Source organism: Oceanobacter sp. ABM4_470, assembly GCF_056158645.1.
The window spans coordinates 1,372,127-1,396,807 of the sequence record NZ_JBSWTR010000001.1; the positions used below are offsets into that span (position 1 = coordinate 1,372,127).

Below are 24,681 nucleotides of genomic sequence, written 5' to 3' on the forward strand. Positions count from 1 at the left end.
CCATTTTATTTGTTGTCCGATGTCACAAGTGAGCCCAAGACCCATGCCAAATGCCAGTCGCCAGCAGCGTATACAGCAACTTAAACAGTCCATCCAAGAGCGTATTCTGATTCTTGATGGGGGTATGGGAACCCTGATTCAGTCTCATCAGCTTGAAGAAAAAGACTATCGCGGCGAGCGTTTTGCTGACTTAACTCAGGAAGTAAAAGGTAACAACGACCTGTTGGTCCTTACCCAGCCAGGCATCATTGCTGGCATTCACCGTCAGTATCTGATGGCCGGTGCCGACATTATTGAAACCAATACCTTTAACAGCACTCGTGTTTCACAGGCCGACTACCACCTTGAGGAGCTGGTGCCAGAGTTGAACCGCGAAGCGGCTGCCCTCGCACGTCGTGTCTGTGATGAGGTGGAAGCCGAAACCGGTATTCCTCGTTACGTTGCCGGCGTTGTGGGCCCAACCAGCAAGACCCTGTCGATTTCTCCGGATGTAAACGACCCGGGTTTCCGTGCCATTACCTTCGATCAGCTGGTTGAGGAATACACCGAAGCGACCGAAGCCCTGATGGATGGTGGCGCAGACATTATTCTGATCGAAACCATCTTCGATACCCTGAACGCCAAGGCAGCAATTTATGCCATTCAGGGCGTATTTGAAGCTCGAGGCGAAGAACTGCCGATCATGATTTCCGGCACCATCACCGATGCCTCTGGCCGTACCTTGTCTGGGCAGACAGCGGAAGCCTTTTACAACTCGGTAGCCCATGCAAAACCTCTGTCGATTGGTCTGAACTGCGCATTGGGTGCAGAAGAGCTGCGCCCGCACGTTGAAGAACTGGCCAACAAAGCCAACTGCTACGTGTCAGCTCACCCGAACGCCGGTCTGCCAAACGAATTTGGTGAATACGACCAGACGCCTGCCGAAATGGCTGCCATTGTTGAAGAATTTGCCGCCAGCGGTTTCCTGAATATTCTGGGTGGCTGCTGCGGCTCCGAACCAGCTCATATCAAGGCCGTTGCAGAAGCTGTTGCCAAACACGCACCGCGCAACATTCCTGAGATCAAACCGGCTTGTCGCCTGTCCGGTCTGGAGCCGTTCAACTTTGACGAAACCAGCCTGTTCGTAAACGTTGGTGAACGTGCCAACGTGACTGGCTCTGCCAAGTTCAAGCGCCTGATCAAAGAAGAAGCTTACGATGAGGCATTGGAAATCTGTCGTGAGCAGGTAGAAAACGGTGCCCAGATCATCGACGTCAACATGGATGAAGGCATGCTGGATTCAGAAGCCGCCATGGTGCGCTACCTGAACCTGATTGCTTCCGAGCCGGACATCGCCCGCGTGCCTATCATGGTCGACTCATCCAAGTGGGAAATCATCGAAGCTGGCCTGAAGTGCATTCAGGGCAAAGCCGTGGTGAACTCTATCTCGCTGAAGGAAGGTAAAGAAGAGTTTATTGCCAAGGCGAAATCCTGCATGCGCTTTGGTGCTGCGGTTGTCGTTATGGCCTTCGACGAAGATGGTCAGGCCGACACCGAAGCTCGCAAAAACGAGATTTGCGAAAACTCCTACCGCATTCTGGTTGACGAAGTGGGCTTCCCACCGGAAGACATTATCTTCGACCCGAACATTTTTGCAGTCGCGACCGGTATTGAAGAGCACAACAACTACGCAGTCGATTTCATCAACTCTTGTAAATTCATTACCGAGAACCTGCCTTACGCGAAGATCTCCGGCGGTGTTTCCAACGTGTCGTTCTCGTTCCGTGGTAACAACCCGGTGCGTGAAGCGATTCACTCGGTGTTCCTCTACTACGCCATTAAAAACGGCCTGAGCATGGGTATCGTTAACGCCGGTCAGCTGGCGGTTTACGATGACCTGCCTGCCGAGCTGAAAGAGTTGGTAGAAGACGTGGTGCTGAACCGTCGTGAAGACTCCACCGACCGCCTGCTGGCGGTGGCCGATAACTATCGCGGCGACGGCTCTGTGGCTGAAAAAGAAGACGAAGAATGGCGTTCCCTGCCAGTGGCAGAGCGTCTTACTCACGCACTGGTGAAAGGCATTAACGCGCACGTTGAAGCCGATACCGAAGAAGCCCGTCAGATGTTTGATCGCCCGATCGAGGTGATCGAAGGCCCGCTGATGGATGGTATGAACGTGGTTGGCGACCTGTTCGGCTCCGGTAAGATGTTCCTGCCGCAGGTGGTGAAAAGTGCCCGTGTAATGAAGCAGGCCGTTGCCTACTTGCTGCCGTTTATCGAAGCGGAGAAAGACGGTAAATCGGAGACCCAGGGCAAGATCCTGATGGCGACAGTGAAAGGCGACGTACACGACATCGGTAAGAACATCGTGGGGGTGGTGCTGCAGTGTAATAACTTCGAAGTGGTCGATCTCGGCGTCATGGTGCCGGCAGAAAAGATTCTGAAGGTCGCCAGGGAAGAGAACTGCGACATCATTGGTCTGTCGGGTCTGATTACCCCGTCGCTGGATGAAATGGTTCATGTCGCCCGCGAAATGCAGCGTCTGGATTACCAGATTCCGCTGATGATTGGTGGCGCTACCACGTCCAAGGCGCACACTGCGGTGAAGATTGAACCTCAGTTCCAGAATGACATTGCCTGCTACGTTGCTGATGCCTCTCGTGCAGTAGGCGTGGCGCAGAAGCTGGTGAATGCCGAAGCCAAGAAAACCTTCATTCAGGAAACCCGCGACGAATACGTGCATGTGCGCGAGCGTAACGCCAACCGCAAGGCCAAGGCCCTGCTGCCATACGCCAAAGCGGCTGAAAACGCCTTTACCTGTGATTGGGATGCGTTTGAGCCAGTCATGCCAGCACAGCAAGGCGTCACGGTGTTCGACCATTACGACACTGCCGAACTGGTCGATTACATCGACTGGACGCCGTTCTTTATGTCATGGGAACTGGCTGGCAAGTTCCCACGCATTCTGGAAGACGAAGTAGTTGGCGAAGCCGCTACTGCTCTGTACAAGGATGCACAGGCGATGCTGAAACGTATCGTTGACGAGAAGCTGTTCCGTGCTCGTGCAGTAGTTGGTCTGTGGCCTGCGGCCAAGCGCGGCAACGACGACACCGTGATTTTCAATCCGGAGAATCCGTCGGAAGAACTGGGTGTACTGCACCACTTGCGGCAGCAAACCGATAAGCCAAACGACCAGCCAAACTTCTCGCTGGCGGACTTTGTGATGCCAGAAGACAAGCAAACCGCCGATAAGCGCGATTACATGGGTGGTTTCGTGGTGACGGCCGGTATTGAGGCTGAGCAGCTGGCAACCGAGTACGACGCCAACCACGATGACTACAACAGCATCATGATGAAAGCACTGGCCGACCGTCTGGCTGAAGCCTTTGCTGAGCGTATGCATGAAAAAGTGCGTAAAGAGCTGTGGGGTTATGCACCGGATGAACAGCTGGAGAACGAACAGCTGATCAAGGAAAAATACCAGGGCATTCGTCCTGCACCGGGCTACCCTGCTTGCCCGGACCACACCGAGAAAGCCACCCTGTTCAGCTTGCTGGATGCGGAAGCCCATACGGGTGTGTTCCTGACTGAAAGCTTCGCCATGTCACCGGCGGCGTCTGTCAGCGGCTGGTACTTCGGTCATCCGGAATCCCGTTACTTTGGCCTGGGTAAAATCGACAAGGATCAGGTGCAGGATATCGCCGACCGCAAAGGTATGACGCTGGAAACTATGGAGCGCTGGTTGTCGCCAAACCTGAGCTACGACCGCTGATCCTGTGAGTCGTCTATCAGGGAATCATCTGTTGGCCAATGCGCTTCGGCTGGAGCCGGAGCGCTTGCGCCGTATCTTTGGCATTGGCTTGCCGATCATCGGCGCCATGCTGTCTCAAAGCCTGATCAATCTGATCGATGCTGCCATGGTGGGTCGACTCGGAGATGCCGCGCTGGCTGCGGTTGGTATTGGTGGTTACGCCTCGTTTGTGATGGTGTCCATCATGATGGGCCTGTCGGCGGCGACTCAGGCGCTGGTGGCTCGCCGCCTCGGTGCGGGTGACACCAGCAAGCTGCACGAGCCATTGATGGCGGGGCTGTTTTTTGCCTGCGCCGCCGCGATCCCTCTGACATTGGTGTTTATCGCGTTGGCGCCCTGGCTGATGCCGGCGTTAACCGACAACGCCGATGTCGCCGCCATCGCCACCCCCTACTTTCAATGGCGCACCGCCGCATTGGTGGCCGTGTCGATGAACTTTGTTTACCGCGGATACTGGTCCGGCATTGGCGAAACCCGTCAGTACCTGATGATTCTGTTGGGCATGCACGCCATCAATGTGTCGCTTTCCTATGTGCTGGTATTTGGTCTTCCTGCGGTTGATGTGCTGGGCTTCGGCGGCTGGCAGGGTCTTGGTGCCGTGGGATCAGGCATCGGCACCGCCATGGCGCTGGTGTGCGGTACCGCCATGTACGCTTGGGTTACCTTTCGCCAAAAGCGAGAAAAGCTTGGCTCAGTCACACTGCCAACCAAAGCGACGTTGCTTCAACTTGGCAAACTGGCGTGGCCGAATTCCTTGCAGCAAACCCTGTTTGCCTTGGGTATCAGTGTGTTTTTCTGGATCGTTGGCCAGATTGGTACAACGGAGCAGGCCATTGGCCATATTCTGATCTCGTTGCAGCTGGTGCTGATTCTGCCTGCTGTTGGCATGGGCATCGCTGCCACCAGTCTGGTTAGTCATGCATTGGGGGCTGGTGACAAACACGATGCCCATCGCTGGGGCTGGGAAGTGGTGCGGGTCGCAAGCCTGGTGATCGCCCTGATTGGCGTACCGCTGTGGTTATTCCCGGAAATGATTCTGCACGTGTTTACCAACGAGCCGGAATTGATTGAAGCTGGGGTTCTGCCCTTGCAGGTGACCGGTATTTTTATTGCTTTTGAAGTGACCGCCATGGTGCTCACTCAGGCGTTACTGGGGGCCGGTGCCAGTCGCAAGGTGATGAAAATCAACCTGGCCATGCAGTGGTGTGTATTCTTGCCGCTGGCCTGGCTGGTCGGTCCGGTATTGGGGTTTGGGCTGCTGGGCGTGTGGATATTGCAAGGCATGCAACGAACCGGCCTGTCGGTGATCTACAGTGTGATCTGGCAGCGTCGCCAGTGGGCGCATTTGAAGGTGTAATATGAAAACATCGCCGCTTATCTGTCATCGTGGTGCCAGTGCCCTGGCGCCGGAAAACACCATGGAAGCCTTTGAGTTGGCCCGTCAGCAGGGGCAGCATTGGTTGGAAATGGACGTATGTATGAGCGCCGATGGCGAAGCAGTGATTTTTCACGACGACATTCTGCGCCGCTGCACCGATGGGTCTGGCTGGTTATTGAATCATTCCTTGGCTGAGTTGCAATTGCTCGATGCCGGCAGCTGGTTTTCGCCGCAATACGCAGGCGCGCGCATACCGACCTTGATTGAAGTGCTGGAATGGGCGGCCATTTCCGGCATGTGTCTGAATCTGGAAATCAAACCGGTTTTGGGTCGTGAATATGAAACCGCATCGGCTATTTCGCGGGCGTTGGAATGGGCCTTTGAGCATACGCCGCTGGCGACGCGCCAACTGCTGTTCAGCTCGTTTAATCCCTGGTCATTGGCACTGGCCCAACAACATCACAAGGATATTGAACGTGCCTGGCTAACCGATGCCATTGCTGCCGATGCGCTGGAGCGAATCAAACCACTCGAGTGCGAAGGGCTGCATTTTTGTGCCGAATTGGTCGACCCGGCTGCCATCGCCAAACTCAAGGGCAACGGTTTTCAGGTTCGCTGCTTTACCGTTAACTCTGCCATTCAGGCACAGGAATTGTTTGAACTGGGGGTGGATGCCATCTTCAGTGATTTCCCTACCTTGCTGGACCATCCGGCGGACTGATACTTAAAGCGGTCACCATCTAACTGGCCGCTTTTGCACTGTTACTACCTCTTCTGGATGATAACCATTTGCTATTCGGCTTAGCCGAACAAAACCACCCGTAAAAGTAATTACGATATAGGTAAATAGTCGTTTTAAGAATAAAGCGGCTTTGGTAATGTTCGCAGCCATTAAAAAACCATCTCCGCATGCCTTGCATGCCGGATCGATCACTATTCAAGGCGCCCTTTGCGCCTCGCCAGAGCAACCCGAGACGCTATGTACCAATACGACGAGTACGATCAGCAGATCCTCAATGAGCGTGTCGCCCAGTTCAAACAACAGACTGAGCGTTATTTCGCGGGTGAGATTGCTGAAGAAGAATTCCTGCCACTGCGACTGCAGAACGGTATCTATGTGCAACGTTACGCGCCGATGCTGCGTGTTGCCATTCCTTACGGCTCGCTGAACAGCAAGCAGCTGCGCGCGCTGGCCAAGGTGGCTCGTGACTACGACAAGGGCTACGGCCACTTCTCTACTCGTCAGAACATCCAGTTTAACTGGCCTGAGCTGAAGGACTGCCCACAGATTCTGGCAGAGCTGGCAGAGGTGCAAATGCACGCTGTACAGACTTCCGGTAACTGTATCCGTAACACCACCACCGACGAATACGCCGGTGTGATTGCGGAAGAACTGGTCGATCCACGTCCTTACTGCGAAATCATCCGTCAGTGGTCTACGTTCCACCCGGAATTCGCCTTCCTGCCACGTAAGTTCAAGATCGCTGTTAACGCCGTTGAAGGTGCTGACCGTGCTGCCATCGACGTTCACGATATTGGTGTAAACATCATTCGTAACGACGCCGGTGAGCTGGGTTACCGCATTCTGATTGGTGGTGGTCTGGGTCGTACGCCAATTCTGGGCGAAGTGATTCGTGATTTCCTGCCAGAAGAAGATCTGCTTACCTACCTGGAAGCTGCCATTCGCGTTTACAACCAGTTTGGCCGTCGTGACAACAAGTACAAGGCTCGTATCAAGATCCTGACCAAGGCGCTGGGCATCGAGCGCATGAAGGAACTGGTTGAAGCCGAGTGGGACCGCATCAAGGATTCTGCTACCAAGCTGACCCAGGCTGAACTGGATCGCGTCAAGAAGCACTTTGTTGATCCAGCCTACGCTGACCTGCAAGACGAAACCGCCAAGCTGGACCAGCTGAAAGCCGACAACCCGGCCTTCGCTCGCTGGATGGAACGTAACGTACGTGCTCATAAGCAGCCGGGTTACGCCGTTGTTACCCTGACGCTGAAGCAGAAAGGCACCGCACCGGGCGACGTTACCGACGCACAGATGGATGCCGTTGCCGATCTAGCCGACGAGTACAGCTTTGGTGAGCTGCGCTCCACGCACCATCAGAACCTGGTACTGGCCGACGTTGAACAGGCGCAACTGTTTGACGTATGGCAGAAAGCCAAGGCACTGGGTCTGGCGACGCCAACTCTGGGCCTGCTGACCGATATGATCTGCTGCCCTGGTGGTGACTTCTGCGCACTGGCTAACGCCAAGTCCATTCCAATTGCGGAAGACCTGCAAATTCGCTTTGAAGACATCGATTTCCAATACGACATCGGTGATATCGACCTGAACATTTCCGGTTGTATGAACGCCTGTGGTCACCACCACGTGGGTAACATCGGTATTCTGGGTGTCGACAAAAAAGGTGAAGAGTTCTACCAGGTATCCCTGGGTGGTAACTCTGGCGGCCGCGGTGAAGCTTCTTTGGGTAAGATTCTGGGTCCATCCTTTGACCGTGAATCCATCCCCGACGTGATTGCCAAGGTTCTGAACCTGTACGTTGAAAAACGCATTGATGGCGAAAGCTTCCTGGAAGCCTACAAGCGTCTGGGTCACAACGAATTCAAGGAGGCCGTATATGGCAAAGCTGATTAAGAACGGCGCTTTTGTTAACGACGATCCATGGGTTCGTGTTGCTGACGATGAAATGGTGGTTGAAAACAGCATCATTTCTCTGGAGCGCTGGGAGCACGAACAGGCTGAACTGCAACCGCTGGCCTCTCGTGGCAAGCTGGGTGTTCACCTGCGTAGCGAACAGACTGCTGACAAGCTGGCCGAACAATGCCGCAACTTCGCCGTGATCGAAATTGACTTTCCGAAGTTCGTTGACGGTCGTGGTTACTCCGCAGCCCGTCTGCTGCGCGAACAGTACGACTACGCTGGCGACATCCGTGCCGTTGGCGACGTACTGATCGATCAGCTGTTCTTCTACATGCGTTGTGGTTTCAGCTCCTACGCCCTGCGTGATGATCAAAACGAAGAAAACGCATTGGCTGCCTTCACTACCTTCACCCAGCCATACCAGGCGGCGGTAGACAGCGACAAGCCTCTGTTTAATCGTGTGACACGTTAATCGCAATCACGATTCAAAATACCGGCCGTTGGCCGGTATTTTTTTGCCCGTCTGAAACCGTTTTCTCGCATTCCGGTGGCGTCTGATTTTGTGGCTGCTGATCTGTTGTGAATGCCTTGATATGTCGGTATTGCCCAGTCGATAGTCGGGTGCAGGTGCAATCAACGGAGCCCGGTTGGTACTTTGCAGAAGCTGTCGTAAGCTGAAAACTCAGTGCCCGCGCAGAGTTGTGCAGAGTTTTTCAGAGGGTCCCCACGCAAGGAGTAGCTCATGCAGCAAGACATCGTTTTTTCTATTTTCGTTATTTTCGCCGGTGCGTCGCTGCTGGCCACATTTGCCCTCTACACCAAACAACCGGTTCTGATTGCCTATATTGGCCTGGGTGCCCTCGTTGGGCCGTTTGGCATGGGCTGGATTGAACATCCCGAGCTGCTGGAAGAGATGTCTCACATTGGCATTATCTTCCTGCTGTTTTTGCTGGGTCTTGATATGCAGCCCAAGGCCTTGGTGTCGGTGCTGCGGCAAGCCTCAACCGTTGGTGTGGTCAGCTCGCTGTTGTTCTTTGTGGCGGGTTACGGACTGACAGCGTTGTTTGGTTATTCTCAAATGGACTGCATCGTCATCGGTTTGGCGCTGATGTTTTCGAGCACCATCATTGGTTTGAAGCTGCTCCCCACCACCGTGTTGCACCACAAGCACATGGGTGAGCTGATGGTCGGTTTGTTGCTGTTGCAGGATATGATCGCCATCTTCACGCTGATTTTGCTGGGTGTACTCAGTGGTCAGGGTGATATGCCGGTATGGCAGCCGTTTGTGGCTCTGCCGCTGATCATTGCGGCAGCCTATTTGATTGTTAAAAGCGTATTGCTGCCGCTGATTACCAAATTTGATCGCTATCAGGAATACCTGTTTATTCTGGCCATCGGTTGGTGTCTGGCGGTGGCCGAAGCAGCACATCTGGTGGGCTTGAGCTATGAAATCGGCGCGTTTGTGGCAGGCATCACGCTGGCAACCAGTCCAATTGCGCAGTTTATCGCCATTAGCCTGAAGCCACTGCGTGACTTCTTTCTGGTGTTGTTCTTCTTTGCGCTCGGCGCAGGGCTGAATCTGGGTATGCTTGGCACCGTGGCGGTTGCAGCGGTGGCCTTGGCGGTGCTGGTGCTTGGACTTAAACCCGTGGTCTTCCGTGTGCTGCTGAAAAAATTCAGCGAAACACCAAAACTGGCCTGGGATGTGGGCTTTCGACTGGGACAAATCAGTGAATTTTCATTGCTGATTGCCTTTATGGCATTGGAAGGCGGTCTGTTGTCGGAGCAAGGTTCGCTGCTGATTCAGGCCACGGCGATCATCACCTTTGTGGTCAGCAGTTACATTGTGGTGTTCAACTACCCCAACCCGATTGCGGTATCTGAGAAGTTGCGCCGGGACTGAGTTGCTCAGAAACTGCTTGAGGTCTGAAAAATAAAACGCCCGCTAGACGAATCTGGCGGGCGTTTTTATTTACTTGAAGGCAAACCTCAGCAGAGCCTGATGAAGCAGGTAAGATCAGCTCTTGCTAACGTTTTGCTGCTGAATGCGGTTCAGCACGGTGGTCATGGCTTTCTCTATAGCGGCCTGAACCCCTACTCCCAACTTTTCTTGCAGGGTCTTCTTGTATTCGTAACGCACGCTGTAAACGTCGGCATTAGCGCACGCGTTAACGATGTAGTCATCACTGGTGCCCACTTCGTCAATCAGCTTGTTTTCCAATGCCTGTTGGCCGTACCAGACCTCACCGGTCGCCACCGCGTCTACATCCAGACGAGGGCGGAATTTCTGCACGTGCTGACGGAACAGGGTGTGAGTTTCTTCCAGATCAGACTGGAATTTCTCGCGGCCCTTGTCGGTATTTTCACCCAGCATGGTAACGGTGCGCTTGAATTCGCCTGCGGTAAACAATTCATAGTCGACGTCGTTCTTCTTCAGCAGACGGTGGAAGTTTGGCACCTGGGCCAGCACGCCAATGGAGCCGATCAGTGCAAACGGTGCGGCGATGATCTTGTTGCCCAAACACGCCATCATGTAACCGCCACTGGCGGCAACTTCGTCAACACAGATAGTCAGTGGAACGCCTTTGTCGCGAATACGCTTCAGCTGAGAGGCTGCCAGACCGTAGGTGTGTACCATGCCGCCCGGGCTTTCCAGGCGCAAAACGATTTCGTCTTCTTTTTCAATCTGGGTCAGAACCGCAGTAATTTCGTGGCGCAGCAAATCCACTTCGGAGGCTTTAACGTCTCCATTAAAGTCCAGTACAAAAATGCGCTTGCGGGTTTCCGTTGATTCCAGACCGTCTTTGGCGCGCTTCTTTTCCGCCTTGGCCTTGGCTTTCTCTTCTTTCTGGCGTTGTTTGTTCAACGCCTTTTGTTCTTCTTTGCTGAGGATGGCGTCTTCAAAGGCATCCTTGTAATCTTCGATGTCGTCGTTCAGTCGTTTGATGACGATATCGCCTTCCTGGGCGCTGTTTTTATTGCGAGAGCTTGCAGAAGCAATAGCGCCAATGACCAGAACGATGGCACCGACAAGAGTGATGGTCTTTAATAGAAACAGACCATATTCCGAAATGAATTCCACGCGATAAACCTTTATCTGAGTAAGACGATTAGTCTACCCCAGAGTGAGATACGGAAAAATGCCTGAGCAGAATTCAAACGAGCGTATGAATTCTGGTTGACACCCGCAAGGCTGCGGCCTAGAGTGGCAATCGACAAACAGCGTTGGCGAAAACCACAGTTTGCCTGCGAATTGCTGCCACATTAACAATAAGGAACCAAGCAATGACTTCTGTTTCTGAAATCATCAACACCCTGAACAGCCGTTTTGACGCCGACGCGGCAGACGACCTGGACGCTACCTTCCAATTCAACATCGAAGACGGCGACGATTACTTCATCGTGGTAAAAGACGGTGCCTGTGAAGTAGGCCAGGGTGAAAACGACGACGCCGACGTTACCCTGATCATGAACACTGAAACCTTCGCGGGTATCGCCACCGGTGAAACCGACGGCATGCAGGCCTTTATGTCTGGTCAACTGCGTGTTGAAGGCGACATGATGCTGGCAACCAAGATCGGTGAAATCTTCCCGGCTTGATTGCATTGCAAACCAACAAAAAACGGGCCGCTGGCCCGTTTTTTGTTTTTACTGTCGGTCCGAGTGTTTCTATAAACGGACCGCTGTGGTGCACAGACTTACCAGTTGCTGTCCAGCGCCTTGGCAGCCACGTCATTCATGGCTTCCGCTTCTACGCCTTCGGCAGATACGGTGACAGCAAAGGTTGCGCCGTTAACCAATGGCATAAAGACAGCGCTGCCCATTTCCGGCTTTAGCCAAAAGCCTTTTTCTTTCAAAACTGACCATACGTCGATCCAGCCACCCTGCCCCAGGCCATAAACCGTACGCTCTGCGGTGCGCTCCTGCTCTAGTGACAGGTAACGGCCACTCAAACGGTCAATGCGGTAAACCGGTGCGGCAGCCAGTGAATCAATCGGGCCGGTCCAGCGCAGCAGGCGGAAATCCAGTTGCCATTGATCGCCCTTGACGATGTAGCGTTGCTCGTTGCCTTCTTCGTCCACCAGCGACAGGTCGAACGTCTGATCGCCCACCTTGTAGGTGCTGATGGTGAAGGCAGGCTGAATGCCGTTGGCCTGTTTGTAGCTGTATAGGTCGACGCCGGAATACACCAGCAAAAAACCGCCAAACAGCAGCAGAATGCCCGCGGTGCCTTTGATCCATTGAATGACCCATGGTTTGCCGATCCACATCACACCGACAACGATCAGGATCAACAGCATGACGACGGCAACAAACCCCAGCAAGCTAGATAACAGCATGGCGATTTATCCTTTCAGGTGAGCCAGGCTGTCCTGGGCCAGACGAACGGCTTCGTCTGCCCCTGAGGATTGGCCATTGAGGGAATCCATAAAGTACTCGACAGCGGTAATGGCGTCGGCAAAGGCTTCCATCTTGTGCTCTTCAATCACCTTGCTGGTGTCCTGAACGTCGTGGTCAACGAAGTCACGCAGGGACTTCAGAATGTCGTACATGGTTTCGTTGCCCATAAACAGCAGTGCTGCGGCAACGTCCGACAGGCTCTTGCTGACGTTGGCAACGTGCAGCACTTCACCGTCTGATTCCAGGTAAGCGCCGATTGCGCGCTTGACCATCGCCAAAGAGGTCATCGACTCCGACAGAATCGCGATGCGCGCTTCGTTGAGGCTGACCGGATCAATGCCTGACTCGTCCTCCGTGTGCTTGGAGGTTATGGAACGCAGGGTTTGTTCCAGACGGATGATTTCATCGGCAATGTCGTCGCCGTGCTCACGTAGGCCTGGTTGGCCAGCGGCTTCCAAACGCAGTGCCAACTGGGATGCGCGCTCTGCGGCTTCCTGATTGTTGGCAATAATCAGGGTGTCGCCAATACGACGAATGCTGTCGAGCAGAAGCTGGAAATCTTCACTGCTGAGGTCCAGACGCTCGGACAGGTCGATCTGGTCTTTGACCTTTTGCAGCTCTTCCTGCAACGCCAGCGCCAGTGATTCCAGCGCTGAACCGTCTGGGCCGGAGAGTTTGTTACGCGCTTCGGCCAGTTGCTCTTCCTTGATGCCGTTGGCAACCTGGAATTCTTTCTGAACCTGACGAATGGCTTCGCTTTCTGGCTTCGCCAGCGATACAAGATGCACAAATTCTTTCAGCAGCCAGTCGGGCTGTTTCTCGGCGAAGTAGCGACCTTCGGTTTCCTGAATCCGGCGAACCTGACGGTCGAGCTGGCCCAGCAACGCCATGCGTGCCGGGGTGATTTCAAACTCTTCTTGTGACAGGGCTTCAAGAGCTGCCGAGGCTACGTGCCAGAAGGTCCAGGACGCACCGCCCTGACTGGCCTTTTCAAAGCGCTTTACCGCTCGCGACATGACTTGTACTGGCCCAAAGCGCCCCTGGCCGCGAATCAAGCCCAACAGACCCAGCTGGTACATCTGACGCGCACGACGGAACGGGAAGCGTGTCGCTTCCGCAATGGCCTTCGGAGTAGATATTTGCGGACGCAGATTAACCAGAAAGAAATAGGATTCTGGCAGTGCAGCGTCGCTGCGACTGCGGCGAATCTGATTAATGACAGGAATCAGCAGACTTGGTGATGTTGGCGAACCTTCAGCCATCAGTTCAACCAGGCGCTTGAGGTAGACGATGGCCTGGGTGAAGGCATTCAGTGTTGCGTTCGACAGGGCTTCACCACGGGCGTGGCGGCCGGATTCGGCAAACTCCTCACAGAGACGCTCTCCTGCCCTGAAATCCAGCATTTTGAACGTGCCACGAATCTGCTGAACTTCGGCAAGGAATGCCTTCAGCTGATCCGGGCTGCCTGTTTCTGAATAATAATCCAGCTGGTTGGCTGCAGAATCCAGTGCGTTGAGAACTTCACTCTTAACGAGATTAAGCGATACAGCAAACTGGGTTTCTTCATTTACAGTCTGTAGTTCTGCCATGACGACCAATCGCAATTCCAAGCTTAAAGTTGGGGTTATTCTATCTGTATAACCCTTTGATGGCGAAACGTTTTAACCCTTTTTAATCACTACTATGTGACAAGATTCCTGCCCCTAATCACGCTTTTCTTACTCATTTAGTATATTTTTCGTGCTTTACGACAGTATTGAAGCCGTCGGCAGTTGAAAATTATTCCTAGCTCATTAAATTTCCCGCACCCAAAAGAAGGAAATAATAATGATCGCGTCGCTACACACCGCAGTGATGGGAAATTTTCTTGGCAATGCTCCGCTTTGGTACAAGAAAACCATCCTTGCTTTCCTCGCATTCAATGTTGTCAGTGTTTATACGTTGGGCACCTATATCACTGGCTGGCTGTTGATTGTCGAGTTCATTTTCACACTGGCCATGGCTCTGAAATGCTACCCGTTGCAACCGGGTGGCTTGTTGGCCATTGAGGCCATTCTGCTGGGCATGGTCAGCCCACAAGTGGTGTACGAAGAAACACTGCACAACTTTCCGGTGATCTTGCTGCTGATGTTCATGGTCGCCGGTATCTTCTTTATGAAGGACCTGCTGCTGTATGTGTTCACCAAAATTCTGCTGGGCGTTCGCTCCAAGACCATGCTGTCGCTGCTGTTCAGTGTGGTAGCGGCGGTGCTGTCAGCGTTCCTGGATGCACTGACCGTGACGGCGGTGCTGATCAGTGTGTCGGTCGGCTTTTATAGCGTTTACCACCGGGTTGCCAGCGGCAAGAATTTCAACGTTGATCACAACCACGGTAACGACGAAGAATTGCGTGAAAGTCACCGTCAGGATCTGGATCAGTTCCGCGCCTTTTTGCGCAGCCTGATGATGCACGGTGCCGTGGGCACAGCGTTGGGTGGTGTGTGTACGCTGGTTGGTGAGCCACAAAACCTGTTGATTGCCAAAGTAGCTGGCTGGGATTTCCTTGGCTTTTTTACCATCATGGCACCGATCACCATGCCGGTACTGGTGTCTGGCCTGGCAGTTTGTGTGTTGCTGGAGCAAACCGGCAAGTTCGGCTACGGCGCCAAACTGCCCGTTGAAGTTCGTGGCATTCTGGAAGACTACGACCGTCGTCAAAGCGAGCAGATGGCACCCAAGCAACAATTGCAGCTGGTGGTTCAGGGGCTGGTTGCGGTATTTCTGGTGGTTGGTCTGGCGTTTCATTTGGCCGAAGTCGGTTTTATTGGCCTTGCGGTGATTATTTTACTGACGGCGTTCAACGGCGTTATTGAGGAACACCAAATCGGTAAGGCGTTTGAAGAGGCCATGCCATTTACGGCGTTATTGGTGGTGTTTTTTGCGATTGTTGGCGTGATTCACTCACAGCATTTATTCACGCCTATCATTGAGTGGATTCTTGATACCCGTAACGTTGAGCCAGCATCTCAGCCCGGTGTGTTCTTTTTGGCCAACGGCATATTGTCGATGATCAGTGACAACGTGTTTGTGGCGACGGTTTATATTTCCGAAGTGAAATCGGCTCTGGATGCTGGAGAAATATCCCGGGCACAGTTTGATGCTCTGGCGGTAGCCATTAATACCGGCACTAACTTGCCAAGTGTGGCGACACCCAATGGCCAGGCGGCATTTCTGTTCTTGCTGACCTCTGCGTTGGCGCCGTTAATTCGTCTGTCTTACGGACGTATGGTGGTGATGGCGCTGCCGTACACAGTTGTGATGACGGGTGTTGGTTACTTTGCGGTGACACACTGGCTGTAATGCCGGCCAGGACCCCCAGATTCCTGACACTAAAAAGCCCGCTGAAATGGTTATTTCAGCGGGCTTTTGTTTGTCTTTCGTGCTGCTGCAAACGTCAGTCACACGAATCAGATCTGCCGCCAAATAGCCCCTTCGCTTTTCTTGTCGATCAGCTCAAGAAACTTCTCGTGGGCCTGAACTTCTGCGTCGGTGGCCGTGATGATCGACAGCTCCGCACCAGCGGCAGCGGATGTCAGGGCTTCAAGATCCAGCTTGGCTCCGTCATCGTCACCATCGTCATCGACTGACAGCATCAAATCGGTTTGACCACCGGTCATGAACAGGTAAACGTCGGCCAGAATCTCGGAGTCGAGCAAAGCCCCGTGCAGTTCACGGTGGCTGTTATCAATATCAAAACGCTTACACAAGGCGTCGAGGGAAACCCTGGAGCCCGGGAACATGTCGCGGGCCAGTTTCAGCGTGTCCAGCACGCTGCAGAAAGTGTTGGTGGCAGGCAGGCCCAGTAGCTTGAATTCTGCATCCATCATTCCGACGTCGAACGCGGCGTTGTGAATCACCAGCTCGGCGCCAGCAATAAAGTCGATGAATTCCTGAGCAACGTCGGCAAATACCGGACTGCCCTGTTCTTCCAGCCATTCGATTGAAATACCGTGAACGTTCTGGGCTTCTTCGTCGATTGGACGCTGCGGGTGGATGTATTTATGAAAATGACGACCGGTCAATTTTCGTTCAATTACTTCCACACAACCGATCTCAAGGATGCGGTGACCTTCACCAATACCGGTGGTTTCTGTATCGAGTACGACTTGTCTCATGACATTACCTTGGCGACGCCCTTGTTGGCCAACTGGTCGGCGCGTTCGTTTTCAGCGTGACCGGCGTGACCCTTGACCCATTGCCATTCTACCTGATGACGGTTGCAGGCTTCATCCAGCCGCACCCACAGGTCCTTGTTTTTGACCGGTGCTTTGGATGCTGTTTTCCAGCCATTACGCTTCCAGCCCGCCATCCATTGCTGAATGCCTTGTTTAACGTACTTGGAGTCGGTGGTCAGGACCACCTCACAAGGGCGAGTCAGTGCCTCAAGCCCTTGAATGGCAGCCATTAACTCCATCCGGTTATTGGTGGTATTGACTTCGCCACCAAACAATTCTTTCTCTGCTTCTCCGAAGCGCAGCAGTGCGCCCCAGCCGCCAGCACCAGGGTTACCCTTGCAGGCGCCATCGGTGTATATCTCTACTTTCATTGTTTAAAACAGTTGCCTGTGGGTTGAATATTATGAATGGCCGGCAGCCGGGCAATGGCTGGCGTCGGCACAAAATCCGGCCGCAGACTCCAACGCCTTTGTTTCAGACGCGTTGTGCCTGCAACGGTTTTTCTGGCCACCAGTATATAGGCATTTGATGGTAGCCAGTTATGGCCGGCGGCGACTCGGTCGAAGCGTCGGCTGGCACTTTCGGTAATCATTCTAAGTGGCCAAAGATGAGCAATGTGGGACACCCGTTCGACGCGGAAGTCGAGCAGGGTCAACCAGTCTTCCAAACGGTTGGAACTCACGCAGTTGGCGATCCAGGGCAATTTGGCAGATAGCGTCATGGCGGCCTTGGAGGCACCAAAAATGCTGTAGGGATTCCAGCCCACAATCACCAGATAACCACTGGACTGCAACACCCGTGAGGCCTCCCGCACCATCTGGTGTGGTCGCACCGACATATCGAGGCTGTGTTGCAAAATAACGGCTTCGACGGATTCGTCGGCAAGCGGCCAAAGATCATCACTCATGCGAGCATCGCAATGGTTGTCCTTGGCCCATGGCATACCCATCACAAAGGCGTGACGCATACGATTTCGCTTGAGAAATCGGGGGGTGCTGTCGATGCCGGAATACAGCAGGTGTTGGCCTCGCAAATCGACCAGGACCTCGCGCAGCCAGCCAGCTTCCATGGCCAGAAGGCGCTTGCAGGACGCCGATGTCAGCCATTGGTTGTACGCTTCCGATTTGATTCTGACGCCCATACTGCCGAGGCTCCCTTTACGATTCCGATGCGATGCTTTGTTGCTGAGGCTAACGGCAATCTCTAGACTGTCGGCCGAACATTCAGACATTTTAAGCACATGCGTTTAATCTCACTACCCACAATTCTGGCTCCCTTGGTTATTGTCACCGGCTGCAGTGCCACCAGCCCCAAGGAACCTGAAGAAGTATGGGCACCCAGTGCCCAGCCTGTACAGGTGTCCGACACCCCTGTTTCAGAAGAATTCATCAGCATACAAACCACCGAGAACGTCTGGGATCGTATCCTTGACCGTTTTCAGCTGGATCTGGATGTTGATAATCCACGCCTGAAAGCCCAGCGCGACTGGTACATCAAACACCCCGAGTACATGGCGCGCGTCACCAAACGTTCCGAGCCTTATCTGTACTACATTGCCGAACAAATCGAAGCCCGCAACGTGCCAGGGGAAATTGCCCTGCTGCCGATCGTTGAAAGTGCTTTTGATCCATTTGCTTACAGTCATGGCCGGGCTTCCGGCGTGTGGCAGTTTATTCCCTCTACGGGCAAGTATTTCGGCCTGAAGCAGGACTGGTGGTACGACGGCCGTCGGGATATTCGTGCAGCAACCAATGCGGCGCTGGACTATTTAAGCAGCCTATCGCGCCAGTTCGACGGCGATTGGGAATTAGCACTGGCGTCTTACAACTCCGGCGGTGGTACCGTTCGAAAAGCCATTCGCAAGAATCGCAACAAGGGCATGGCCACGGATTTCTGGAATCTGGAGCTACCAAAAGAAACCCGTGCCTACGTTCCCAAGCTACTGGCATTGGCGCAGCTGCTGAAATACCCGGAGCGTTATAAAAGCCCGTTTACCGCCGTGGCTAACGAACCCTACTTTGCTGTGGTGCAAACCGGCGGTCAGATTGACCTGACGCAGGTTGCCGAATTGGCCAACACCGAACTGGAAGAAATCTATCGCCTGAATCCGGGCTTTAACCGTTGGGCAACCCACCCGGACGGCCCACATGAAGTGCTGGTTCCGTACGAGGCCTACGATGATTTTGTTTCTCGCCTGAGCGCCCTGCCAAGCAACAAGCGCGTGCAGTGGAACCGTTACGTGGTGAAGTCTGGTGACAACCTGCAAACCATCGGCAAGCAATTTCGAACTACAGTTGATGTTATCAAGCGGGTTAATGACCTTGGCAGCAATACCATTCGCGTAGGCCAAACCCTGTTGATCCCTGGGGCTATGAAAGGCCAGGCGGCGTATTCCTACAGTTTGACCCAGCGATTGGATCGCACCCGTAGCAATCGCCAGCCAAGTGGTACCAATAAAGTGGTGTATACCGTACGTTCTGGCGATTCTTTCTGGGGGATTGGCAAGAAATATGGCGTGACCTCACGACAAATTGCTCATTGGAATGGTATGGCGCCAGGGGACCCGCTGACGGTTGGGAAGAATCTGACGATCTGGACCAAGGCAACCCAAAGCTCGGGCCGTAAGGAAATTCGCCGGGTAACCTATACGGTGCGCTCCGGGGATTCTCTGGCCAGTATTGGTAGTCGCTTCCGGGTGGGTGTGAACGACATCCGCAAATGGAACCCGAACGACACCAGCAGCAAGTATCTGCAACCTGGGATGAAGCTGCTGCTTTACGTCAACGTTGTGCGCTAAACAAACCTTGGCAGGGCTATCGGGAGCCTGTTTGGACTTCTTTCTAAAGGAAATACAAATGGGCTTTGTCTTTCGCTTCAATCGCAAAAAAGTTCGTGCCTCGTCTTGTCGGGGCTGTAAATCAAGCTCGTTAGCTGTTTTTCCGGCAGTCTATTCGGCTCTTATTGTTCTCGTGGGCTTTTCTGTGTCGTCGGCCAATGCCGAGTTGGTTGTGCGGAATGTGCCGCTGACGCCTGAGCAGTTCGTGGCAGAGGCGAATGGCAGCTGGCATTCGCTTGAAAGTCCCGCTCTGCGCTCTGGAGGCGCTCTCTCTTCTGATGGCTCTGTTGGTTCTGATCTTGCTTCTACTCTGAATCCAGACGTGAGCACAACGGATATCTCTGGCGTACTGAGAACCGCCCTACCATACACTGGCGGCCGTTTGAGTCGCTTGCCTTCAGAACAAGATTCCCCCTTTTCTACGCTGCTGCAAAAGCTGCAAATGCCGTTGATGTTCCCGGTTGCTGCTGGTGCTGATCAGCACACAACAAAAGAACGTTGGGCCCCTGCGTTAGCAACAGGTTGGACGCTGAGTCAGGACCGCCAGCGCATTGGCTTCAGGCTCAATCCCGATGCAATTTGGTCCGACGGCTACCCTGTAACAACAGCAGACGTTGCGTTCACCTTTCGGTTTTTGACGGACAGGTCCTCTTCTACTCCTTGGCTGATCGACCAGTTGAATCACGGTGTTGGTGCGGTTGAAATTCACAACGACACCGACTTCAGTCTGTCGCTTAATCAGCCGCTTGATACCGAGACCATGCATCAGTTGGCTGCCTTGAAATTGTATTCCCATCGTTACTGGCGGCAGTCCGATATTCGCTATGACAACAAGGGATGGCATGCGGAGCCAACCACAGGTCCTTATTACATTAGCCGCCTTGTCGCAGGCGAGCGCATTTCCTTGAGCCGCAATGAGTCCTGGTTTGGTGATGAGCTGCCCATGTTTGCCGGGCGGTTTCGTCCGGCAAAAATCAATATCTACCTGATCCCGAATGAAACCGCAGGCTATGACCGCTTGCGCAAGGGAGACATTGATTACCTTGAAATTGTCTCGCATGAGCACTCGGGGCAGTACGTTGCCGATGTGGTTCAGCAGCAGCCGATCAATCAGGTTGATGTGTATCGCTATGCCAATACCAAAGCACCTGCACACACGCAGGAGGGTTCAGTCTCTTCAGTGTGGTCATGTTTGCTGATCAGGCCGGAGGCATTAACCGGGGCGCAAGCGGATCAAGCGATTCGGTTGGCCTACTCTTCGGACGCGTTGCCCGTGTCATTGCAGGATCAATTGGCGAGAGAAAAACGTGCTGAGATAACAACAGAGCAACGGCAGCCCGCAGCGGTGTTGTCTGACTTTGAGCGCGCCAGGGTGGATATGGCCTGGTTGGAGTTCGAGTCTTTGGAGTCGCCAGCATCGTATTTGGCATCTCGAATGGGACTATCTTTGGTGAGTGTAAATTGCGAGTTGCATCAATCCTCACACAAAAGCTATTTGGCTTGGGATTGGGTATTACCCGTAGCATCGGCCGATGAACGTGCTGAGCGCGCGCCTGTCACGCCATCAGGCTATCGATTTGATCCGCTCGATATTCAACACGGCGGTTGGATGGTAATCGATGCCCGCAAAAAGTCGGACATTCTGTCTCGCCGAAAAGTCCGCGGCCACGGCAAGGTGATTTCTATCGGCGCTGGTCAGTGAACGACTCGCGCTGGTGGGTCGCAGGAAATGTTTCAGCCCTCGCCTAAAACAAACTCACAGCCATGGCTGGACACAACAAACTGCCCTGCTCTTTCTTCTGCCAAATCCACCAGTTGGTAATAGCTGCTGCGGTTAAAGCGGGCCTTTAAGCCATTTCTGATTTCCACCTCGGGTACTTCCCCGTCATCAAACTGCGACAGCGTGATTGGATGCTGCTGGTCGATGGTGATCATGTCGCCCATGTTGGTCGCTGCCTGAAGGCCATCGTCGTCCTGGTGGATCATGATGATCTGAAAAGGCAGGTCTTCCACCTGAATGCGAAGTTTTTCAACCGGCGTTACCAGAAAGTACTCGTTACCTTCTTTTTTCAGGATCGAGGCAAACAGTTTGACGAGTTTCTCGCGTTTGAATTCGCTGCCTTCATGGTACCAGATACCTTGTTTGTCGATGCGGATGTCGATGTCGCCGCAGAACTCCGGATTCCAGTCACTAACGGGCGGCAGTTCACCACGGGCCTGTTGGCCTAACAGCTGTTCTAATGATTGAAATGACATAACAGTTACCGTGTTGCGGAATGACGGCATCAGGAAAACACGCAATGCAGTTGTGTTCAATCAGTGGCTGTAGTCATTTGTCGTCAGGTTTGTGTTGAGTGCTGTTTGATGGTGTTTCGGCGTGGATGGGGCGGCAATAAAAAGGATGCTTGCGGATTTGAAATGCAGAAAGGCCTGTATAAATCCACATACTGGATATTTTAAGTTCTGAAGGAGGGATATTTTAAATATGGAGTCTGGTTGGTGACTGCTTACGCTGGAGGGTGCGTATTACATGGTGCCCGAAGCCGGACTTGAACCGGCACGACCGTAAGGTCGGGAGATTTTAAGTCTCCTGTGTCTACCAATTCCACCATTCGGGCTGAACCAGAACAAATACCTGAAAAGGGATTTGAAAAATGGAGGCGCGAGCCGGAGTCGAACCGGCCTACGTGGATTTGCAATCCAGTGCATAACCGCTTTGCTATCGCGCCTTTTCCTTTCCTGATAGACAGGGAAGAGATATAGAAGACTTACCAGAACCGGTGAAGAACACCATGTAAATACATCTATAAAATCTGGAGCGGGAAACGAGATTCGAACTCGCGACCCCAACCTTGGCAAGGTTGTGCTCTACCAACTGAGCTATTCCCGCAAAAGATGGTGCGCATTATAAGGATGCGCTCTCAGCCGTCAACCCCTTTTTTAAAACTTTTTTCTTTATTTTTAGGGACTTAGCGACGGATGCAAAAAATGACCTCAAGAGCGAAGCTCAGGCCAGGCTGCCTTCAGGTAAATCAGCATCGACCAAACCGTCAGCACTGCGGCAATGAACAAGGCAATCACACCGGGCCACTCAAGTATGTGAATGTCCTGGGCGGCCAACAGCAGAATGATAGAAACCATTTGCAAGGTGGTTTTGATTTTTCCCAGCGAAGATACCGCCACATTAGCGCGCTTACCGAGCTCCGCCATCCACTCTCTCAAGGCCGAGATCACAATTTCACGGCCAACAATCACCATGGCCGGAATGGTAATCCAGGTGACGGCGTAATCTTCTACCAGCACCATTAACGCGGCTGCCACAATCAGCTTGTCGGCTACCGGGTCCAGAAAGGCACCCAGCGGTGTTGATTGATTCAGTTTGCGAGCCAGATAACCATCAAACCAGTCAGTAACGGCGGCGAGGGCGAAAATAGCCGCGGCGAGAATCTTGCCGCCGTCTCCCAGCCAGTAGTAGCTGATGACCATCAGCGGAATCATTACAATACGCCCAAGGGTGAGCATGTTCGGGATGTTCAATGTTGTCACTGGTACCACCTTAGTTGCGGTTAGCAATAATCGATGTCACTACTCGCCATGTAGCTGTGCGAAAATCTGATCTGCGAGTTTTTTGCTAACACCCGGCACCTTGGCGAATTCTTCCCGCGGTGCCCCTTTCATGTTTTTCAGGCTGCCAAAATGCAGCAATAATGCTTTACGCCGTTTGGGGCCAACCCCTGGCAGGTCTTCCAGAGTTGAGCTGCCCCGGGATTTCGCCCGTTGTTTGCGGTGGCCGGTAATAGCGAAGCGGTGCGCTTCGTCCCTGACCAGTTGCAGCAAACGGAATCCGTTGTCGTGAGCGTCGGGCATTATAGGTTGAGGATTGTCAGGTTCCCATAGAAATTCCCAACCGGATTTCCGTGTTTCACCCTTGGATATACCCCACAGGGCCACATTGTTTATTTCCAGCTCAATCAGAACCTGATTAACCCGGTTTATTTGTCCTTTGCCGCCATCAATCAGCAACACCGACGGCAGGTCCTGCTGTTCTTTAAGGTTGGTGAAGTGGCGTCTTACGGCTTGCTCAAGTGCTGCGTAGTCGTCACCCGCCGCTACGCCTTTAATGCCAAAGCGTCTGTAGCGTTTCTTGGCCAGCCCTTCGGTGTCGTACACCACACAAGAGGCGTAGGTGGCCTCCCCTTTTGAATGACTGATATCGAAGCACTCGATACGGGTTGGCGATTGCGAAAGGCTCAGCAGACTGGCCACGGACTCAAGCTTCTTGAGGCTTTCCTTGTGGCCTGAAATTTTCACCTGGGCGCCGGTGCGGGCGTTTTCTTCCGCCATAGCACGCCAGCGCCGCAGCTCGCCACGAATGCCGCGGCTGTGTTTGATCACGGCGCCAGCTCGCAGTCGTACCGCTTCAGTAATAGCGATAGACGGATCTGGCTCGCAATCCATAATCAGTTCTTTCGGGAAACCCTCTCCCGACATATCGGACAGGTAGAACTGACCAACAAAATCCAGCATCAGTTCATCCAGCGGCTCACCGATCGGGTTGTTTGGATAGTAGTTTTTACTATTCACCAGACGGCCCTGACGAAACACCAGCCGGTGGATGCAGGTGACGTTTTCAAACTCGACAATGGCCCACACGTCGGCGCTCTTGCTGCCCGCTTCAACAGTTTGCTTTTCCTGAATACGGCGCAGCAGTTCCAGCCGGTCGCGTATATCGGCGGCCTGTTCAAATTCCAGCTGAGCGGAAGCGTTCATCATCTCTTGCTGTAATTCGGACACCAGCTCGGTGTTTTTACCCTGTAGAAAACGCCGCGCCTTGTCGATGTCGTCGTTGTATTGCTGTTCGGTGATCATGCCTACGCAGGGAGCGGAGCAGCGCTTGATTTCGTATTGCAGGCAAGGCCGGCTGCGATGATTGAAATAGCTGTCTTCGCAAGACCGAATTAAAAACAGGCGCTGGAGGTAATTCAGCGTTTCTCGTACTGCTCCGGAATTTGGATAAGGACCAAAGTATTCACCACCCCGACTGACGCGCTTGCCCCTTCGGTAGGCCAGCAATGGATATTCGTGGCTCGACAAATGAATGTAGGGGTAGGATTTGTCGTCCTTCAGCAGGATGTTGTACGGCGGCCGATGTTGCTTGATCAGGGTTTGTTCAAGCAGCAGGGCTTCCGCTTCGCTGGCGGTTACCGTGATTTCGATGTGATGAATGTTACTGACCAGGGCAACGGTCTTGGCATTCAGTCCGCGGGCGCGGAAATAACTGGAAACACGGTTTTTGAGGTTTTTGGCTTTACCGACATACAGCAGCTCATTGCTGTCTGAATACATGCGGTAAACACCGGCACGCTGGGTCAGCGTGCCGAGGAAGGACTTGATATCAAATTCAGACAT

The 24,681-nt window shown here is 53.4% G+C and carries 19 protein-coding genes and 3 tRNA genes; 10 read left to right on the top strand and 12 right to left on the bottom strand.

The genetic code is table 11. The annotated features are described in order from the left end of the window. Positions 1–19: 19 nt before the first annotated feature. From metH to ACXADJ_RS06130, 6 genes are all read left to right on the top strand, one after another. Entirely contained in the window at positions 20–3,751 is a 3,732-nt protein-coding gene (gene metH, locus ACXADJ_RS06105) for a methionine synthase (RefSeq protein ID WP_475064120.1), read from the top strand. Between the two features lie 31 nt (positions 3,752–3,782). After that, positions 3,783–5,147 (top strand): MATE family efflux transporter, encoded by a 1,365-nt coding sequence (locus ACXADJ_RS06110; RefSeq protein WP_475064122.1) that lies wholly within the window; start codon positions 3,783–3,785, stop codon positions 5,145–5,147. A 1-nt stretch (position 5,148) separates the two neighbouring features. After that, complete coding sequence (locus tag ACXADJ_RS06115) at positions 5,149–5,889, top strand: glycerophosphodiester phosphodiesterase family protein (RefSeq protein WP_475064123.1); 741 nt, start codon at positions 5,149–5,151, stop codon at positions 5,887–5,889. Between the two features lie 258 nt (positions 5,890–6,147). Continuing rightward, on the top strand, positions 6,148–7,815 hold the full coding sequence (locus tag ACXADJ_RS06120) for a nitrite/sulfite reductase (RefSeq protein ID WP_028293539.1): 1,668 nt from the start codon (positions 6,148–6,150) through the stop codon (positions 7,813–7,815). Next, positions 7,799–8,293, top strand: a complete 495-nt coding sequence (locus tag ACXADJ_RS06125) for a DUF934 domain-containing protein (RefSeq protein ID WP_475064124.1) — start codon at positions 7,799–7,801, stop codon at positions 8,291–8,293. The genes ACXADJ_RS06120 and ACXADJ_RS06125 overlap by 17 nt, the downstream gene beginning before the upstream one ends. A 270-nt stretch (positions 8,294–8,563) precedes the next feature. Further along, entirely contained in the window at positions 8,564–9,724 is a 1,161-nt protein-coding gene (locus ACXADJ_RS06130) for a cation:proton antiporter domain-containing protein (RefSeq protein WP_475064125.1), read from the top strand. 114 nt (positions 9,725–9,838) lie between these two features. Here ACXADJ_RS06130 and sohB read toward each other — a convergent pair whose 3' ends face one another. Then, positions 9,839–10,903 (bottom strand): protease SohB, encoded by a 1,065-nt coding sequence (gene sohB / locus ACXADJ_RS06135; RefSeq protein ID WP_475064126.1) that lies wholly within the window; start codon positions 10,901–10,903, stop codon positions 9,839–9,841. Between the two features lie 203 nt (positions 10,904–11,106). Between sohB and ACXADJ_RS06140 the strand changes: the two genes are divergently transcribed. Then, positions 11,107–11,421: an SCP2 sterol-binding domain-containing protein gene (locus ACXADJ_RS06140; protein WP_475064127.1), complete on the top strand. Its 315-nt coding sequence runs from the start codon at positions 11,107–11,109 to the stop codon at positions 11,419–11,421. Positions 11,422–11,519: 98 nt separating this feature from the next. Here the strand turns inward: ACXADJ_RS06140 and ACXADJ_RS06145 are convergent, their stop codons facing one another. Together ACXADJ_RS06145 and ACXADJ_RS06150 are read right to left on the bottom strand one after the other, a co-directional pair. Next, positions 11,520–12,161: a hypothetical protein gene (locus ACXADJ_RS06145; protein WP_475064128.1), complete on the bottom strand. Its 642-nt coding sequence runs from the start codon at positions 12,159–12,161 to the stop codon at positions 11,520–11,522. 6 nt (positions 12,162–12,167) lie between these two features. Next, on the bottom strand, positions 12,168–13,811 hold the full coding sequence (locus ACXADJ_RS06150) for a FimL-related protein (RefSeq protein ID WP_475064129.1): 1,644 nt from the start codon (positions 13,809–13,811) through the stop codon (positions 12,168–12,170). Positions 13,812–14,049: 238 nt separating this feature from the next. On the opposite strand from ACXADJ_RS06150, the gene nhaB reads away from it, so the two are divergent. Next, positions 14,050–15,561 (top strand): sodium/proton antiporter NhaB, encoded by a 1,512-nt coding sequence (gene nhaB / locus ACXADJ_RS06155; protein ID WP_475064130.1) that lies wholly within the window; start codon positions 14,050–14,052, stop codon positions 15,559–15,561. A gap of 107 nt (positions 15,562–15,668) precedes the next feature. On the opposite strand, the gene dnaQ is transcribed toward nhaB, so the two are convergent. Genes dnaQ through ACXADJ_RS06170 form a run of 3 tightly spaced genes read right to left on the bottom strand, consistent with a single transcriptional unit; the run spans position 15,669 to position 17,577 of the window. After that, positions 15,669–16,376: a DNA polymerase III subunit epsilon gene (gene dnaQ, locus ACXADJ_RS06160; protein ID WP_475064131.1), complete on the bottom strand. Its 708-nt coding sequence runs from the start codon at positions 16,374–16,376 to the stop codon at positions 15,669–15,671. After that, positions 16,373–16,807, bottom strand: a complete 435-nt coding sequence (gene rnhA / locus ACXADJ_RS06165; protein ID WP_475064132.1) for a ribonuclease HI — start codon at positions 16,805–16,807, stop codon at positions 16,373–16,375. The genes dnaQ and rnhA overlap by 4 nt, the downstream gene beginning before the upstream one ends. Then, positions 16,804–17,577, bottom strand: coding sequence for a methyltransferase domain-containing protein (locus ACXADJ_RS06170; RefSeq protein WP_051219220.1), 774 nt, complete (start codon positions 17,575–17,577; stop codon positions 16,804–16,806). The genes rnhA and ACXADJ_RS06170 overlap by 4 nt, the downstream gene beginning before the upstream one ends. Before the next feature lie 99 nt (positions 17,578–17,676). Here ACXADJ_RS06170 and ACXADJ_RS06175 point away from each other — a divergent pair, with 99 nt between their 5' ends. Together ACXADJ_RS06175 and ACXADJ_RS06180 are read left to right on the top strand one after the other, a co-directional pair. Continuing rightward, positions 17,677–19,233: a LysM peptidoglycan-binding domain-containing protein gene (locus ACXADJ_RS06175; protein WP_475064133.1), complete on the top strand. Its 1,557-nt coding sequence runs from the start codon at positions 17,677–17,679 to the stop codon at positions 19,231–19,233. Between the two features lie 31 nt (positions 19,234–19,264). After that, positions 19,265–20,974: an ABC transporter substrate-binding protein gene (locus ACXADJ_RS06180; protein WP_475064134.1), complete on the top strand. Its 1,710-nt coding sequence runs from the start codon at positions 19,265–19,267 to the stop codon at positions 20,972–20,974. Between the two features lie 32 nt (positions 20,975–21,006). On the opposite strand, the gene ACXADJ_RS06185 is transcribed toward ACXADJ_RS06180, so the two are convergent. The 6 genes from ACXADJ_RS06185 to uvrC form a co-directional block, all read right to left on the bottom strand. Further along, on the bottom strand, positions 21,007–21,528 hold the full coding sequence (locus ACXADJ_RS06185; RefSeq protein WP_475064135.1) for a DUF1285 domain-containing protein: 522 nt from the start codon (positions 21,526–21,528) through the stop codon (positions 21,007–21,009). A 275-nt stretch (positions 21,529–21,803) separates the two neighbouring features. Continuing rightward, positions 21,804–21,890, bottom strand: a tRNA-Leu gene (locus ACXADJ_RS06190). 37 nt (positions 21,891–21,927) lie between these two features. Next, positions 21,928–22,001 (bottom strand) — tRNA-Cys (locus ACXADJ_RS06195). An 85-nt stretch (positions 22,002–22,086) separates the two neighbouring features. Next, a tRNA-Gly gene (locus ACXADJ_RS06200) sits at positions 22,087–22,162 on the bottom strand. Positions 22,163–22,266: 104 nt separating this feature from the next. Then, a complete protein-coding gene (gene pgsA / locus ACXADJ_RS06205; protein WP_475068146.1) occupies positions 22,267–22,809 on the bottom strand; it encodes a CDP-diacylglycerol--glycerol-3-phosphate 3-phosphatidyltransferase in 543 nt (180 codons plus the stop codon). 48 nt (positions 22,810–22,857) lie between these two features. Then, complete coding sequence (gene uvrC / locus ACXADJ_RS06210) at positions 22,858–24,681, bottom strand: excinuclease ABC subunit UvrC (protein ID WP_475064136.1); 1,824 nt, start codon at positions 24,679–24,681, stop codon at positions 22,858–22,860.